Raw genomic sequence first — 13,743 nt, 5'->3', positions numbered from 1 at the left:
GGATCCTGTCTTATGGCTACCGAGTGCGGATGATCGCGCAGGCGGGCAGCCCCGTGAAGTGACGGTTTTCGCCTAGCCGGGCGTGCCGGGGCGCATGCGAGAGGTTCAGCCCCTGCCGGCGGTGGGCTTCTTGAACCCGCGCAGGTCGATCACGCCAACCTCCTGGCGCGGGTCCACGCCCTTCGGGAACAGCGTCATCTTCTGCAGCTTCTGCGACGCCCCGGTGGGCAGCGTGTCCATGAACACCACCCAGGCCGGCGCCTTGAAGTAGGCCAGCTGCGCCAGGCACCAGTCGAACAGGCGATGCGCCACATCCGGCCCGGCATGCTCGCGCACACCGTCCTGCAGCACGATGCAGGCCATCACCTCCTCCTCGCGGATCTCGTCCGGGACCGCGATCACGGCGGCCTGCTTGACGTGCGCATGGGCGCACAGGCAGTCCTCGACCTCGGCAGCGGCGATGTTTTCGCCGGCGCGCCGGATGATGTTCTTCTTGCGGTCGAGGAAGAAGAACATCCCGGTCTCGTCGCAGCGCGCAGTGTCGCCGCTATGGAACCAGCCGCCGCGCCAGGCCTCCTCGGTCGCCGCCGGATCGTCGAGGTAGCCGGAAAAGAAGCCGCCGCGCGGATCAGCCTCGGTGTGCCGGATCACCAGCTCGCCCGGCACGTCCGGCGGCAGCGTGTGGCCGGCCTCGTCGACCACCCTCGCCTCGAGTCCGGGCACCGAGCGGCCGAAGGCGCGACCATGGATGCTGCGCGGCTCCTCGTGGTCGGTCATCATCCGGCCGGTCTCGGACATCGCCCACATCTCGACCACCGGGAAGCCGTAGCGCTCCTCGAACACCGCGTGGTGGGCCGGCTCGATGCCGGCGCACAGGCCGAAGCGCACCCGATGCCGGCGCTCCTCCGGCACCGGATCGAGCTTGAGCAGCAGATTGGGGATGATGCCCTGCATCTGCACCGCGGTGATGTCGCAGGCGACCAGGTCCTGCCACCAGCTGCGCGGATGGAAGCGGTCCGGGAACACCAGGCAGCCGCCGTTCAGCAGCATCGCCGAGGTCGAGATGGACAGGCAGTTGGCGTGATGCAGCGGCAGCGGGTTGTAGAGCCGCTCGGCGCCGTCCCGCATGGCCAGCGCGCCGCCGCGCGACAGGTACCAGCGGCCGAAGGTGTGGAAGTAGCGGTTCGACATGATGCAGCCCTTGGGCCGCCCGGTCGTCCCGGAAGTGTACAGCAGGGCCGCCTCGGTGGTGGCGTCCGGCGCTCCCGCGGCGGCCCGCGTGCGCGCCTCCGGCAGCGTCGCCGGCAGATCCTCGAAGCACAGGATCGGCGGCGCCGGGTTCAGCATGGCCGCCGCCTCGCGCAGGTCGGCGAGCCGGTTCTCGATGCCGATCACCAGCGACGCGCCGGAGTGCGACAGCAGGTAGGCCAGCTCGTCGACCCGGTAGTCCGGGTTGATCGGCACCATGCTGCAGCCGAGCGAATTCAGCGCGTAGTAGTGGAAGAACATCTCCGGCCGCTGGTGGAACAGGATTGCGACCCGATGCCCGCGCCCGTAGCCGGCGGCGCGGTAGCGGACGCGCATGCGCTCGACTTCGCGCGCCACCTCGTTCCAGGTGAAGCTGGCGCCGTCCGGGTGGTAGGCGCGCCTGGCCATCGGGGGCACCGCGTAGGCCGCCTGCGGACCCCATGTCCCGACCGTCCGGAGCAGGGTCTCGTAGAGGGTGCCGTCACCCTCGGTGCTGCTGGAATGCCGTGTCGTCATTGCTGCCGCCGCACCTTTTCCGCGTCATCCCAGGCGGTCAGCGCCTGGTAGTCCGGTACGAAGCCGAGCCCCTTGTTGCCGTCCGAGGACGGCACCTGCTGCGAGACCACGACGTCGACGACCGCCGGCGCGTTGGCCAGCGCGCGTTCGAGAGCGGCGGGCAGATCCTCGGCCCGCTCCACGCGCTCGCCATGCGCGCCGAGCGCCCGGGCGAGCGCCGCGTAGTCCGAGTGACGCAGCGTGGTGCCGACGACGCGGCCGCCGTAGTTGGTTTCCTGGTCGTAGCGCTCGATGTTCCAGGCGGCGTTGTTGGCGATGATGAACACCGGGGTGGCGCCGTGCCGGACCGCGGTGTCGATCTCCATGGCGTTGAAGCCGAACGAACCGTCGCCGACGACGGCGATGACCTGCCGGCCGGGGAAGGCGAGCGACGCCGCGTTCGCATATGGCACGCCAACCCCGAGACAGCCGAAGGTGCCGGAGTCCAGGTAGCTCGTGGTCTGCAGTCCGATCCGGGCGAAGCTCAGTATGTCGCCGCCGTCGGCGATGCCGATCGCATCCGGCTCCGCCACCGCGGCGATTGCGCTGAAGATGCGCGCCGGGTGGATCAGGCCGTCCGGTCCGGTCGCGGGCGGCAACGCCAGGGCTGCCGCCACGCGCTCCTCGTGCCTGCGACGCAACCCGGCTGACCAGTCCCGATCGGCCGCCGGGGTCAGCCTCGATGCCTCAGAGGAGCCGGAGGCTTCCGACAGGATCGCCTCCAGCGCACAGCGCGGCGTGCAGAGCAGCTCGGGCTCGCCCCGGCGATTGTCGATCAGCTCGCCGGCGTTGTCGGCGATGCGTATGAAGCGGGCCCGGAACACCGCCGGCGATCCGTACGCGAGCTGGTAGTCGAGCTTGCGGCCGATGACCACGACGAGGTCGGCCTGCGCCATCGCCGCCGCGCGCATGGCGCCGACATTGGCAGCATGGTCCGGCGGCAGCAGCCCACGGCTCTCCTGGGTGTCGAGATAGACGGCGCCGGTGGCCTCGAGGAAACGCGCCAGCGAGGGTCCGAGGTCACGCGCGCCGCGTCCGGCGATGACCAGCGGTCGCTGGGCGGCAAATATTGCCTCCGCCGCCTGGCGGGCCAGTTCGGGCGGCGGCAGGGAGACGCGCGCCGGTGGGATGCGCATCCATTCGTCCAGCACCATCGCGCGCGGCACGTCGATGCGCAGGACGTCGGTGGGGATCTCGACATAGACCGGCCCGGGCTCGCCGCCATCGCCGAGCGCACGCGCCACCGCCTCGTCGAGCTCGCGGATCACCTGGTCGGCAACGCGGGCGGTGCGCGCCGCACGGGTGACCGGCCGCAGGATATCGACATGCGGAATATCCTGCAGCGGCCCCATGTTGACCTGTGGCCGCGGCGAACAGCCGCCGATCACCAGCAGCGGCATGCGTGCCAGCGAGGCGTTGGCGATGGCGGTGACGGTGTTGGTCACCCCCGGGCCGGCGGTGACCATGGCGACCCCGAAGCCCCCGGTGAGTTCGGCATGGGCATGCGCCATGTGCACGGCGGCACCTTCGTCGCGCACGTCGACGATGCGTATGCCGAGCTGTGCGGCGTAGTCCCAGATCGGCTGGATATGACCGCCCTGCAGGCCGAATATGCGATCTATGCCGCGTGCCCTGAGGAACCGCGCGATCCAGGCGGCGCAACTCCGGTTCGTCTCGGCGTCAGGCTGCATCGGAAGTTTCCGCTCTCGTTCTGATGTCGTGCCAGATGTGGCAGGCGATCATTGCCCACGCGTCGGCGTGGTCGGGTTGATCAAGGCGATCCGGTAGCCATCCGCGGTCCGGCCGGCCAGGAAGGCGAGCGGATCGAGGCCGTCGGCATCGGTGAACGTCACACGCACCCGCGCCGAGATATCCATGTTCAGCCTGAACCGCCCCGACTGGGTGATCGCGGCCACCGCATCCGGGCCGATCGCCTCGGCGGTCGCCGCCTGCACATGCAGGCCGAAGCAGCGACGCAACTCGTAGGCGACGATGCGATGCTTGACCGGGCTCGCGCCATCCCAGTTGAACAGGCTCTCGAGCAGCACGAGATCGCGGTGCTCGAGGCCGTTCCGGATTGTCTGCGCCAACGCCTCCGGAGAAGCCGGACCTGCCGCCGCCGCGTGGGTCGACAACGACACCCACGGCAGCAGCAGGAAGGCGGCCAGCCCGATCCGCCGCACCGCCCGCCCCTTACCGCGAGGCGGTCTCGGTCTTCGGGCCCATCAGCGCGAACACGTGGATGGTTCCGTCGTTAGGCACCACCTGGTGGTCGAGCCGCGGCGCCAGCATCTTCTTCAGGCCGTTGTTCTGGCGTTCGGCATCCACCCCGTAGCCGCTCAGGACGGCGATATATTGCACGCCGTTGACCATGAAGGTGCTGGGCGTGCCTTCGACGCCGGAATTCAGCCTGGTCTCCCACTCGAGTTTGCCGTTGCTGGCGTCGAAGGCGCGGAACATGCGGTCGTTGGTGCCGCCGCTGAAGACGAGGTCGCCGGCGGTTGCCAGGATCGGTGCCCACATCGCGCTGTCGAGGAAGTCGTGGCTCCACACCTTCTTGCCGGTGGAAAGATCCCAGGCCTGCAGCTGGCCGATCTTCATCGGCTTCGAGGTATCGACGCCCGGACGCGGACGCAGGCTGGAGAAGATGTCGTCGATCGGGACGCCGACATACAGGGAGCCCGGCTCGCGCGGCCCGAGTTTCTCGCCGGCGATCTCCGCGCAGAGATTGTCGTTTGCCGGCACATACAGCAGCTTGGTCTTCGGGCTGTAGGCTTCCATCGGCCAGTCCTTGCCGCCCCATAGCGACGGGCAGAACAGCGCCTTCTTGTTGGTGCCTGGAACCTTGGCTTCGTCGTAGGTCGGGCGGCCGGTCTTGGGATCGATGGACTTGAAGACGTCCTGGTGCACGAAGGGCTGTCCGGAGATGAAGCCGATCTTGCCCGAGGGGTCGCGCTGCAGCTGCCACAGATAGCCGTCGCGTCCGGCATGGACGAGTTCATGCACGGCGCGTCCGTTGCGGTTGACGTCGATCAGCAAGGGCGCCGAGACCTCGTCCCAGTCCCAGGCATCGTTCCAGTGATATTGGTGGTAGCCCTTGAGCTTGCCTGTCTCGACGTCGAGCGCGATCGCCGACGTCGCGAACAGGTTGTCGCCGGGACGCGTGTCGGGCATCCAGGGGCCACCGTTGCCGGTGCCGAAATAGACCGTCCTGGTGGCGGGGTCGTAGTTGCCCTGCATCCAGATCGGCACGCCGCCGGTCTTCCAGCTGTCACCTTTCCAGGTGTCGCCGCCAGGCTCGCCGGGACCGGCCACCGTATAGAACTTCCAGTCCTCCTTGCCGGTCTCGGCGTCTAGCGCGTCGATGAAGCCGCGGATGCCGAGTTCGCCGCCCGAAACGCCGACGAGGATCTTGCCGTCGGCGGCCAGCGGCGCAAGCGTCATGTAGTAGCCGTCGCGCCATTTCGCGACGCAGTGCTGCCACGCCACCTTGCCGGTGGTCGCGGTCAACGCCACCACGCAGGCATCCATGGTCGCCATGTAGACCTTGTCGCCATACAGCGCGACGCCGCGATTGGTCGGGTGCAGCTGCTGCATGTCGGGCGGCAGATGCCGCTCGTAGCGCCAGATGGTGTCGCCGGTCCTGGCATCGACCGCGATGATGCGGTTCTGCGGCGTGGAGACGAACATGATGCCGTTGTTGACGATCGGCGCCGCCTGGTGGGCGTCGGTCACACCGGTGGACAGCGACCAGACCGGGATCAGACGCTTGACGTTCTTCGCGTTGATCTGGTCGAGGGGGGAATAACCCCAGCCATTATAAGTGCCCCGTGGCATCAGCCAGTTCTGCGGCTCGGGCTTGTCCAGCCGATCCTGGCTGACCGTGGCGTAGCTGGGGGCGGTGGCGTCGTAGGCACCGGCCCGGCTGCAGATCGCAAGGCCGGCCAGGACGGCGACCGAGAAGAGCGTTCTCTTCCGCATGGTATTTCCTCGTTGGTCGTTTCTATCGTTGCTGGGTTGTCGTCGCTATCAAGTTCTTGTCGTTGCCGAAATTCTTGTCGTGATCAGGTGATGATGCCGAGATGTCCCACGAATGGCGCCGCGGCGACGAAATGTCCGTCCACCAGCTTCAGCGACAAGGCGGCAAGGGGTCCTTTTGCCGGGCCGCCGGTGACTTCGGCGCCGTGCCGGGGATCGTACAGCGAGCTGTGGCAGTGGCAGATTATGACGTTCTCCTGCGCATGATAGGTCTCGATCCAGCAGCCTGCATGCACGCAGAAATCGGAATAGGCGACGACGCCATTCACCGATCGTGCCCGGGTCGCATCGTCCATGCCGGCGGGATCGATCTTCACCAGCAGGATGCGGTTGAGACGGCTCAGGTTGCGCACCACGCCGGTCTTGGGGTCCTTTGCCCAGGCCTGGATCAGCGTGTTCGGCGTGGTGAAGGCGTCCACGCCGATCGGCTTGCCGGCATCGCCGCCGGTTGCCTGGATCAGCAGGTCATCGGCTTTCGGCGGCGCGACGGCGTTGGGATCGTCGCCGTCGTCCGCATGGGCCGCACTCCCCGCCAGGGCGGCGATCCCGGCTCCCAGCAGAAGCGTGCGACGGTTGACGCCGTCGCCCGGCCGGCCGGCGCAACAGCCGGCGCACCTCTCCTCGTCCATCGCCGCGATCCTAGTTCTGGATGTAGGAGACATGGGTCATGGTATATTCGTAGAGCCCGTGCTTGCCGTCGGCGCCACCGATGCCGGACTTCTTGGTGCCGGCGTGGAAGCCCTGCATTGCCTCGAAATGATCGCGGTTGACGTAGGTTTCGCCGAACTCCAGCTCGTTGCATGCACGGAATGCGCTCGCGAGGTCGCGGGTGAAGATGGACGAGGTCAACCCGAACTCGCTGTCGTTGGCACGCTCGATCGCCTCGTCGAGGCTGTCGACGATGTTCACCGGCAGCACCGGACCAAAGATCTCCTGTCGCATGATCGGCGAGTTCTGCTGCACGTTCAGCAGCACCGTCGGCTCGAAGTAGTTGCCGGTGCCAAGATCGGCGACCTTGCCGCCGGTGACGACTTCCGCGCCCTCCGACAGGGCGGAATCCACCAGCTTGCGTACCTTGTCGAGGCCGGCGCGGTTGATCAGCGGCCCCATGTCGATCTCGCTGTCGCCCAGCGGATCGCCGTAGCGGGTGGCCTTCATCGCGTTCGCCAGCCCGCTGACGAACTCGTCGGCAACCTTGCGCTCGACGTAGAGACGCTCGGGGCAGTTGCAGAGCTGGCCGCTGTTGAGCACGCGGGACGCGGCGAGATTGCGGATCGCCGCCGGGATGTCGGCGTCGCCGAGCACGATGGCCGGCGCCTTGCCGCCGAGCTCCAGGTTGACCTTGGTGATGTTGGCTGCCGCATTCGCCATGATCCGCGAGCCGGTCGGAACGCTGCCGGTGAAGCTGATCAGCCCGACATCGGGATGCCGTGACAGCGCCTCCCCGGTGGTCCGGCCGCTGCCGTGCACGAAATTGATGACGCCGCGCGGAAGATCGAGGCCCTGCAGCAGTTCGACGAACAGCGCCGCATTGTGCGGCGTCTCCTCGCTCGGCTTGATGACGATGGTGTTGCCGGTAATCAGCGCCGGGCCCAGCTTGCGCGCGATCAGGAAGAACGGGAAGTTCCACGGCAGGATGCCGGCGACCACCCCGATCGGCTGGCGCAGCAGCAGCACGGTCTCTCCCGGTCGGTCGCTGCTGATGACCTCGCCCTCGATCCGGCGCGCCCACTCCGCCATGTAGTCGAGATATTCGGCGGTGAAGTTCGCCTCCAGCGTGGCCAGCGGCAGCGGCTTGCCCTGCTCCTCGGAAATTACCCGCGCGATCCGGTCGGCATTCTCGCGGATACGGCCGGAGATCTTGCGCAACGCTGCGGCACGCTGGATGGCCGGCAGGCGCTTCCACGCGGGTTGCGCGGCCTTGGCGGCGGCCACGGCGCGATCGACCGTGTCGGCCGAGCTGTCGGGAATTTCGCAGATCACGGTGTCGCGGGCCGGATTGAAGACTTCGAGCCGACCCGTCTCGCGCGGCTCGAGTGCGAGACCGTCGACATAGTTATCGAGCAGCAGAACCATCTGACCTCCCCGGGGGCCGCGGTTGATCCGCCGCCCCGCTTTTTGTCGTCGTGGATATTTCTCGTGCCGAGCACCGTTGGTGATCGGATCGCAACTTTTATCTAACGCCTTCCACCGTGCACAGCGAGTGGAATAATGAAGAACATTTCATAACTTCGTGTTCCGATCTGGTCATACGCCCTCGCCCTGCATCCCGGCCCGGCGGGCCTGCTCGGCGGCGAGTGCGATCAGTTCCGGTAGCACCTCCACACGCTGGTGGGCCTGCGCCGACGCCGCCGTGCCGCGCAGCACCCGGCCCTTGATGCCGTGGAAGACCGCGGCGAGCCGGAAGAAATTGAATGCGATGTAGAAATCGAGGTGCTCGATCCGCCTGCGGCCGGTGCGCCGGCAATAGGCTTCGACATAGTCGGCCTCGTCCGGGATATTCAGCCGAGCGAGGTCGGCGCCGGCAAGACCCGGTACGATCTCCGGGGGCATGCGATACATCATCACGCTGTAGGCGAAGTCGGCCAGCGGATGGCCCAGGGTGGAGAGTTCCCAATCGAGGACAGCGACGATCCTGGCTTCCTGCGGATGGAAGATGACGTTGTCCAGCCGGTAGTCACCATGGATGATTGCGGTCTCGTCCCCGGGCGGAATGGCCGTCGGAAGCCAGGCCACTAGGCGATCCATGAGCGGATCGCGGCCTGCCTCGGAATCAGCGAGATACTGCTTCGACCAGCGTTCGATCTGGCGCTGGAAGTAGTTCCCGGGCCGGCCGTAGTCGGCAAGCCCGATGGCTTTGTAGTCGACGGCGTGCAGGGCGGCGAGCGTCCGGTTCAACGCGTCGATGTAGTCGAGCCGTTCCCGGCGCGGCACCTCGGGCAGGGCGGCATCCCAGAAGATGCGGCCCTCCACCAGGTCCATGACGTAGAACCAGGTGCCGATGACGGCATCGTCGGTGCACAGCCCATGCACGTGCGGAACCGGAAACCTCGCCCGTTCGAGGGCCGCAAGCACGCGGGCCTCCCTCTCGATGGCGTGCGCGCCCTTGAGCAAGGGTCCGGGCGGCTTGCGTCGCATGACGTAGCTGCGCCGCGGCGTGACCAGCTTGAAGGTCGGGTTCGACTGGCCGCCCTTGAACTGCTCGACGACAAGTTCGCCGGCCGACGCGTCGACATGTTGCCGCATCCAGCACGCAAGGGCACCCTCGTCGAAGCGGTGCGCGTCGCGTACCGCCCCTGAACCGGTGTTATGCTCCGCGAGGCCGCTCACGCTGCGCTGCCGGTGCGGCCGCCACCGAGGACATCGCGCTTGATCTTCTTGGCGAGCGACCATTTGTGGACTTCGCTGGGCCCGTCATAGACACGGAAGGCGCGGATCTCGCGGTAGAACTGCTCGACCACGGTTCCGGCGATCAGGCCGGATCCGCCCATCACCTGCACGCAGCGATCGGCGACGCGGCTCAGCGCCTCCGAGACCGCGACCTTGGTCATCGAGCTTTCGACCGTTCCCAGCGAGCCGGCATCGAGCACGTCGGCGCACCAGTCGATCATCAGCGCGGCCTGCTGGAGGTCGATCAGGTTCTCCGCGAGCATGAAGCCGACACCCTCGTGCTCGATCAGCAGCTTGCCGAAGGCGGTGCGCCGGCAGGCGTAGGCGCTCGCCACTTCCTGGGCCCGGGTCGCTACTCCATGCCATCGCATGCAGTGCGACAGACGGGCGGGACTGAGGCGGACCTGAGCGTATCTGAAGCCGTCGCCGGGGGCGCCGAGCATCTGGCCGGCCGGCACGCGCAGGTTCTCGATCACGATCTCGGCGTGGCCGCCGGGCATGGAGCCGTCGATGGTCGGGATGATGCGCTCGATGCGGATCGCCGGGTCGGGCAGGTCGACCAGGAACATGCAGGCGCCGGCATCGGACTTCGCCATCACGATGCCGACCGAGGCACCCTTCACCCCGGTGATGAAGCGCTTGCGGCCATCGATCACCCAGTGGTTGCCGTCCAGCCGGCAGGTGGTCTTCATCATCGACGGGTCCGAGCCGGCGCCATCGTCCTCGGCCGGCTCCGTCATGAAGAAGGCCGAGCGGACGCGTCCCTCCACCAGTGGCTTCAGGAACCGGGCCTTGAGCTCCGGACTGGCGACCTTGCCGAGGAGGTGCATGTTGCCTTCCTCAGGCGCGCAGGTGTTCAGCGCGACCGGACCCAGGATCGACAGGCCGGATTTCTTCAGGATGGTCGCGGTGTCGCGCTGCGACAGCTGGCTGCCATCCGGCAGGATGTGTGGCGTCAGCAGGCCGGCTGCCCTCGCCTGCTGGCGCAGTTCGTCGACGAGCCCGTCGGTCGGCCCGTGCTCCTCGCCATGCGCACGCGGATCGTTCTCGTATGGGACGACGATGTCGCGGACGAAGCGCTCGATGCGTTCAGCGAGCGCCGAGACATCATGCTGCGGGGGAAGCGGCTTCACAGCGTGCTGCATAGATGTCCACCATCGATCTCGATCACCGCGCCGGTCATGTATCGCGATGCGTCCGACGCCAGCAGTATCAGCGCACCATCCAGGTCGTTGGCCTGGCCCAGCCTGCGCTGCGGGATGCGGCGGATCATCGCGCGGCCGGAATCGCTATCCCAGAATTCGCGGTTGATGTCGGTTTCGATATAGCCCGGCGCCAGCGCATTCACCCGTATCCCGTAGCGTGCGAGCTCCAGCGCCGAGACCTTGGTGAGCTGGATCGCGGCGGCCTTCGAGACCGCGTAGGACACGATGTTGCCGCTCTGGCGCAGGCCGACGATGGAGGCGATATTGATCACCGAGCCGCCGCGGCCAGCTGCCTTCATCGCGCCGGCCACAGCCTGCGTCGCGAGAAACATGCCCTTCACGTTGGTGTCCAGGACCGCGTCCCAGTCGGCAGCGTCATGCTCCAAGAAAGCTGACTCGCGGACGATACCGGCATTGTTCACCAGGATGTCGACCTGCGCGAAAGACGGCGCCGCCGCGGCCAGACTCGCCGCATCGGTCACGTCGAGCGCCAAGGTCGAGCAGCGTCCACCGGTTTCCCTGATTGCGCCCGCGACATCGGCGAGCGCGTCGGCACGCCGGGCGCCCAGGATGACTTCGGCTCCGCACGAGGCGAGCGTCGCCGCGAAATGCGCACCGAGGCCGCCGGAGGCGCCGGTGACGAAGGCCGTCTTTCCCTGCAAGCCGAATGTCGGGAGCATATCTCCCCCTCCGAGCCCTTGTTCGTTGGACAAAGCTATGGAACAGGATTGTGGAACAATCAAGCGGGTAAACATGACGGACGATGTCGGTGCTGGGTGATGGGGAGGACGGCTTCGCCGGCGGCGGGCCGGGTGGATCGACCCTGCTGGTCTGCCTCGGCATCCTCGCCGATCTCGACCACGGCCGCCTCTCGCCAGGGCAGCGCCTGACCGAGACCGACCTCGCGGCCCGCTTCAAGGTTGGCCGCAACGCGGTGCGCGAGGCGATGCAGCACCTGGCCGCGCGCGGCATCGTCGATCTCAGCCCCAACCGCTCGCCGGCGATCAGGATGCTCGATCTCGCGGAGGCCTTCGAGGTGCTCGATGTCGCCGAGGCGATGCTGCGGCTGGCGGCACGCGGTGCCGCCGCGGGGTACGATGCGGCGCTGCATGCGGCAGGTCTGGACGCGGCGGTGACGGGCCTGGAGCACGCCGGAACGGTCGAGGATGCCGGGCTTTTCGCGCGCGCGCGGCGCCATTTCTACCGGGCCCTGCTGGCGGCTGGCGGCAACCGCGAGCTGCAGCGCCTGCTGCCGGCGGTGAGCATGCATATCCTGCACGTGCAGTATGCCTCGCCGGCGCTGCAGCGCATCCGTCTGCGCGACTACGCCGCCATCGCCGATGCCGTACGCCGGCGTGACGTGGCGGCCGCCGATCTTGCCGCCGCCGCGCATGTCGGGAATGTCCGCGTGTCTATCAGGCAGAACGCGTCGACATCGTGAACGGACGATGACATACGCATGGAGCCGGTCGCCGGCGCAAAAACGAGATGTCGGTGCCCAATCCGTGCTAATATAGGACTACCCTCCGCCCCAGGGTCAGGGGCGTCTCGCAGGCAAGGTTGGGCTGGCCATGACGATCGCCTCCATCATCCGCAACAAGAGCGCCACCATCATCAAGGTGGCGCCGCAGACGCTTATTTCCGAGGTCGTCCAGGTGCTAGCGGAGCACAAGATCGGCGCCGTCCTGGTGATGGATGGCCGGGACCTGCGCGGCGTGCTGTCGGAGCGAGACATCGTGCGCGCGATGGCGCGGCAGCCGAGCGGCGTCAGGGCGCTGACCGCGGAAAACCTGATGACACCGCCGCGTGCGCTGACCAAGTCCGACGCCAGTATCGCCAGCGTCATGCAGATCATGACCGAGAAGCGGGTCCGCCACCTTCCGGTGATCGAGGATGGCGTGGTGGTCGGCGTGGTCAGCATCGGCGACGTGGTGAAGGCGCTGCTCGACCAGCAGAGCGTGGAGGTCGAGACCATGCGCGCCTACGTCGTAGGCGCGGCCTGACCTTCCGGAGGACTATCCCGCCGACGTCACCTGCTCCGCCATGCGGCGGATGAAGGCGAGCGTGCGTTCGGGCGCCGTGACAGGGATCATGTGTCCGGCGCCCTCGACCAGTTCCAGATCCAGCGCAGGCAGCACCTCCTTCAGGGCGGTGCCGTTGGCGTCGTAGTCGAGCACCCGGTCCGCGGTGCCGAACAGGATGCCGACCGGAACCTTGATCGAGCCGAAGCGGGCGACCAGGCCCGGCATGTCCTGGTTGACCGCGGTGAGATCGGTGGAGGCGGAAAAGAATGCCGCGGGCCGCAGGGCGAGCATCCCACCGTTGACCGTGGGGAACTCGCCCGGCACCGCATCGGGGCCGAACACGGTGTGCATCACCTCGTCGCGGTTGCGGATCGCCATCGGGGTCGCAACGGTCCAGGCGACCAGCATTCGCAACAGCCGCGAGCGCAGCACCAGCCGGCGGAACGGCACCGGCACCCGGTCCTGCACGCTGGTCAGCGGCGCCAGCAAGGCCAGCCCACCGACGCAGTCGGGATGGTTGAGCGCGAGCGTCAGGGCGAGCGCGCCACCGAGCGAATGCCCGACGATCAGCGGCCGACCGAGCCCGAGGGCGCGGATGAAGCCGGCCACCGTCGCCGCCTGCGCGCCGAGCGCCGCGGACGCCAGGAACGGACGCCTCGAATAGCCGCTGCCGGGCCGGTCGAGAGCGATGACGCGGTGGTCGTCGCCGAGTGATTGCAGTCCGGCACCGGCGAAGTTCAGCAACTGGCCGCCCAGACCGTGGATCAGCAGGATCGGCGGCCCCTTGCCCGTATCGACATAATGCAGCTGCGAACCGGCGACATCGAGGAAACGGCCCTTCGGAGGCAGCGCCGCCTCGACCTTGCGCGCCGTCCACCAGCTGAACGCCGCAAGGCCGCCGGTCGCCAGCGCCGATCCCCCGAGCAGCCACTTCAACAATCTGATCATCCGCGTTCCTCGTCCGCCCGGCGCCGGTTGCATCCGGCGGGACACGCACCCTACGGCCGGAACGGCAGGAAGTTCGAGGTCAGTCCTGACGTCCGCAGACGGTTCCCGGGCCTTCCAGGTGACAGGTCAGCGGGGCCTGGATGTTGTTGTCGGCCGGCGGACCAGAGGCGCGGATACCGGCCGGACCGACATAGGGGTGGCCGGACTGGTTCAACTCGTCGGCGGCCGACCGGCGCTGTTCGGCACTTGGCCCGGGGCCGCCGCAGGCGCACACCGAGACCGCCGCCAGCATTGCCATGACGATGAGGGCCACGCGCATGGGGATCTCCATCCAG

General features: G+C 67.7%; 13 protein-coding genes. 2 read left to right on the top strand and 11 right to left on the bottom strand.

What is annotated here, in order from left to right; translation table 11 throughout:
- Positions 1–105: 105 nt before the first annotated feature.
- The 9 genes from FE263_RS18915 to FE263_RS18875 form a co-directional block, all read right to left on the bottom strand.
- Positions 106–1,764, bottom strand: coding sequence for an AMP-binding protein (locus FE263_RS18915; protein ID WP_138327603.1), 1,659 nt, complete (start codon positions 1,762–1,764; stop codon positions 106–108).
- Entirely contained in the window at positions 1,761–3,494 is a 1,734-nt protein-coding gene (locus FE263_RS18910) for a thiamine pyrophosphate-binding protein (protein ID WP_138327602.1), read from the bottom strand. The genes FE263_RS18915 and FE263_RS18910 overlap by 4 nt, the downstream gene beginning before the upstream one ends.
- Before the next feature lie 48 nt (positions 3,495–3,542).
- A complete protein-coding gene (locus tag FE263_RS18905; protein WP_138327601.1) occupies positions 3,543–3,986 on the bottom strand; it encodes a hypothetical protein in 444 nt (147 codons plus the stop codon).
- Between the two features lie 10 nt (positions 3,987–3,996).
- Positions 3,997–5,784: a PQQ-dependent dehydrogenase, methanol/ethanol family gene (locus FE263_RS18900; protein WP_138327600.1), complete on the bottom strand. Its 1,788-nt coding sequence runs from the start codon at positions 5,782–5,784 to the stop codon at positions 3,997–3,999.
- 83 nt (positions 5,785–5,867) lie between these two features.
- Positions 5,868–6,470 carry a QcrA and Rieske domain-containing protein gene (locus FE263_RS18895; protein ID WP_171034219.1) on the bottom strand — a complete coding sequence of 201 codons (603 nt, stop codon included), beginning with the start codon at positions 6,468–6,470 and terminating at the stop codon, positions 5,868–5,870.
- A gap of 10 nt (positions 6,471–6,480) precedes the next feature.
- Positions 6,481–7,917, bottom strand: a complete 1,437-nt coding sequence (aldA, locus tag FE263_RS18890; RefSeq protein ID WP_138327598.1) for an aldehyde dehydrogenase — start codon at positions 7,915–7,917, stop codon at positions 6,481–6,483.
- A gap of 171 nt (positions 7,918–8,088) precedes the next feature.
- Positions 8,089–9,171 carry a phosphotransferase gene (locus FE263_RS18885; protein ID WP_205880454.1) on the bottom strand — a complete coding sequence of 361 codons (1,083 nt, stop codon included), beginning with the start codon at positions 9,169–9,171 and terminating at the stop codon, positions 8,089–8,091.
- Positions 9,168–10,364 carry an acyl-CoA dehydrogenase family protein gene (locus FE263_RS18880; RefSeq protein WP_240759945.1) on the bottom strand — a complete coding sequence of 399 codons (1,197 nt, stop codon included), beginning with the start codon at positions 10,362–10,364 and terminating at the stop codon, positions 9,168–9,170. The genes FE263_RS18885 and FE263_RS18880 overlap by 4 nt, the downstream gene beginning before the upstream one ends.
- Positions 10,361–11,116, bottom strand: coding sequence for an SDR family NAD(P)-dependent oxidoreductase (locus tag FE263_RS18875; protein ID WP_138327595.1), 756 nt, complete (start codon positions 11,114–11,116; stop codon positions 10,361–10,363). Before FE263_RS18875 ends, FE263_RS18880 begins: the two co-directional genes overlap by 4 nt.
- A gap of 89 nt (positions 11,117–11,205) precedes the next feature.
- Here FE263_RS18875 and FE263_RS18870 point away from each other — a divergent pair, with 89 nt between their 5' ends.
- Complete coding sequence (locus FE263_RS18870; protein ID WP_205880453.1) at positions 11,206–11,877, top strand: GntR family transcriptional regulator; 672 nt, start codon at positions 11,206–11,208, stop codon at positions 11,875–11,877.
- 130 nt (positions 11,878–12,007) lie between these two features.
- Positions 12,008–12,439, top strand: a complete 432-nt coding sequence (locus FE263_RS18865) for a CBS domain-containing protein (protein ID WP_138327593.1) — start codon at positions 12,008–12,010, stop codon at positions 12,437–12,439.
- Positions 12,440–12,451: 12 nt separating this feature from the next.
- Here the strand turns inward: FE263_RS18865 and FE263_RS18860 are convergent, their stop codons facing one another.
- Both FE263_RS18860 and FE263_RS18855 read right to left on the bottom strand, forming a co-directional pair.
- Positions 12,452–13,408 (bottom strand): alpha/beta fold hydrolase, encoded by a 957-nt coding sequence (locus tag FE263_RS18860; RefSeq protein WP_138327592.1) that lies wholly within the window; start codon positions 13,406–13,408, stop codon positions 12,452–12,454.
- Between the two features lie 79 nt (positions 13,409–13,487).
- On the bottom strand, positions 13,488–13,727 hold the full coding sequence (locus tag FE263_RS18855; protein ID WP_138327591.1) for a hypothetical protein: 240 nt from the start codon (positions 13,725–13,727) through the stop codon (positions 13,488–13,490).
- Between the last annotated feature and the right edge of the window lie 16 nt (positions 13,728–13,743).

The organism is Lichenicoccus roseus, from assembly GCF_005844085.1.
Taxonomy (GTDB): domain Bacteria; phylum Pseudomonadota; class Alphaproteobacteria; order Acetobacterales; family Acetobacteraceae; genus Lichenicoccus; species Lichenicoccus roseus.
The sequence above is the reverse complement of the archived record's forward strand: the minus strand, read 5'-3'. Positions and strand labels throughout refer to the sequence as shown.

Bases quoted from the DNA above. Each gene is read 5' to 3' on its own strand.
- FE263_RS18915 (WP_138327603.1), bottom strand. From the start codon at position 1,764: ATGACGACACGGCATTCCAGCAGCACCGAGGGTGACGGCACCCTCTAC.
- FE263_RS18910 (WP_138327602.1), bottom strand. From the start codon at position 3,494: ATGCAGCCTGACGCCGAGACGAACCGGAGTTGCGCCGCCTGGATCGCG.
- FE263_RS18900 (WP_138327600.1), bottom strand. From the start codon at position 5,784: ATGCGGAAGAGAACGCTCTTCTCGGTCGCCGTCCTGGCCGGCCTTGCG.
- FE263_RS18895 (WP_171034219.1), bottom strand. From the start codon at position 6,470: ATGGACGAGGAGAGGTGCGCCGGCTGTTGCGCCGGCCGGCCGGGCGAC.
- aldA (WP_138327598.1), bottom strand. From the start codon at position 7,917: ATGGTTCTGCTGCTCGATAACTATGTCGACGGTCTCGCACTCGAGCCG.
- FE263_RS18875 (WP_138327595.1), bottom strand. From the start codon at position 11,116: ATGCTCCCGACATTCGGCTTGCAGGGAAAGACGGCCTTCGTCACCGGC.
- FE263_RS18865 (WP_138327593.1), top strand. From the start codon at position 12,008: ATGACGATCGCCTCCATCATCCGCAACAAGAGCGCCACCATCATCAAG.
- FE263_RS18860 (WP_138327592.1), bottom strand. From the start codon at position 13,408: ATGATCAGATTGTTGAAGTGGCTGCTCGGGGGATCGGCGCTGGCGACC.
- FE263_RS18855 (WP_138327591.1), bottom strand. From the start codon at position 13,727: ATGCGCGTGGCCCTCATCGTCATGGCAATGCTGGCGGCGGTCTCGGTG.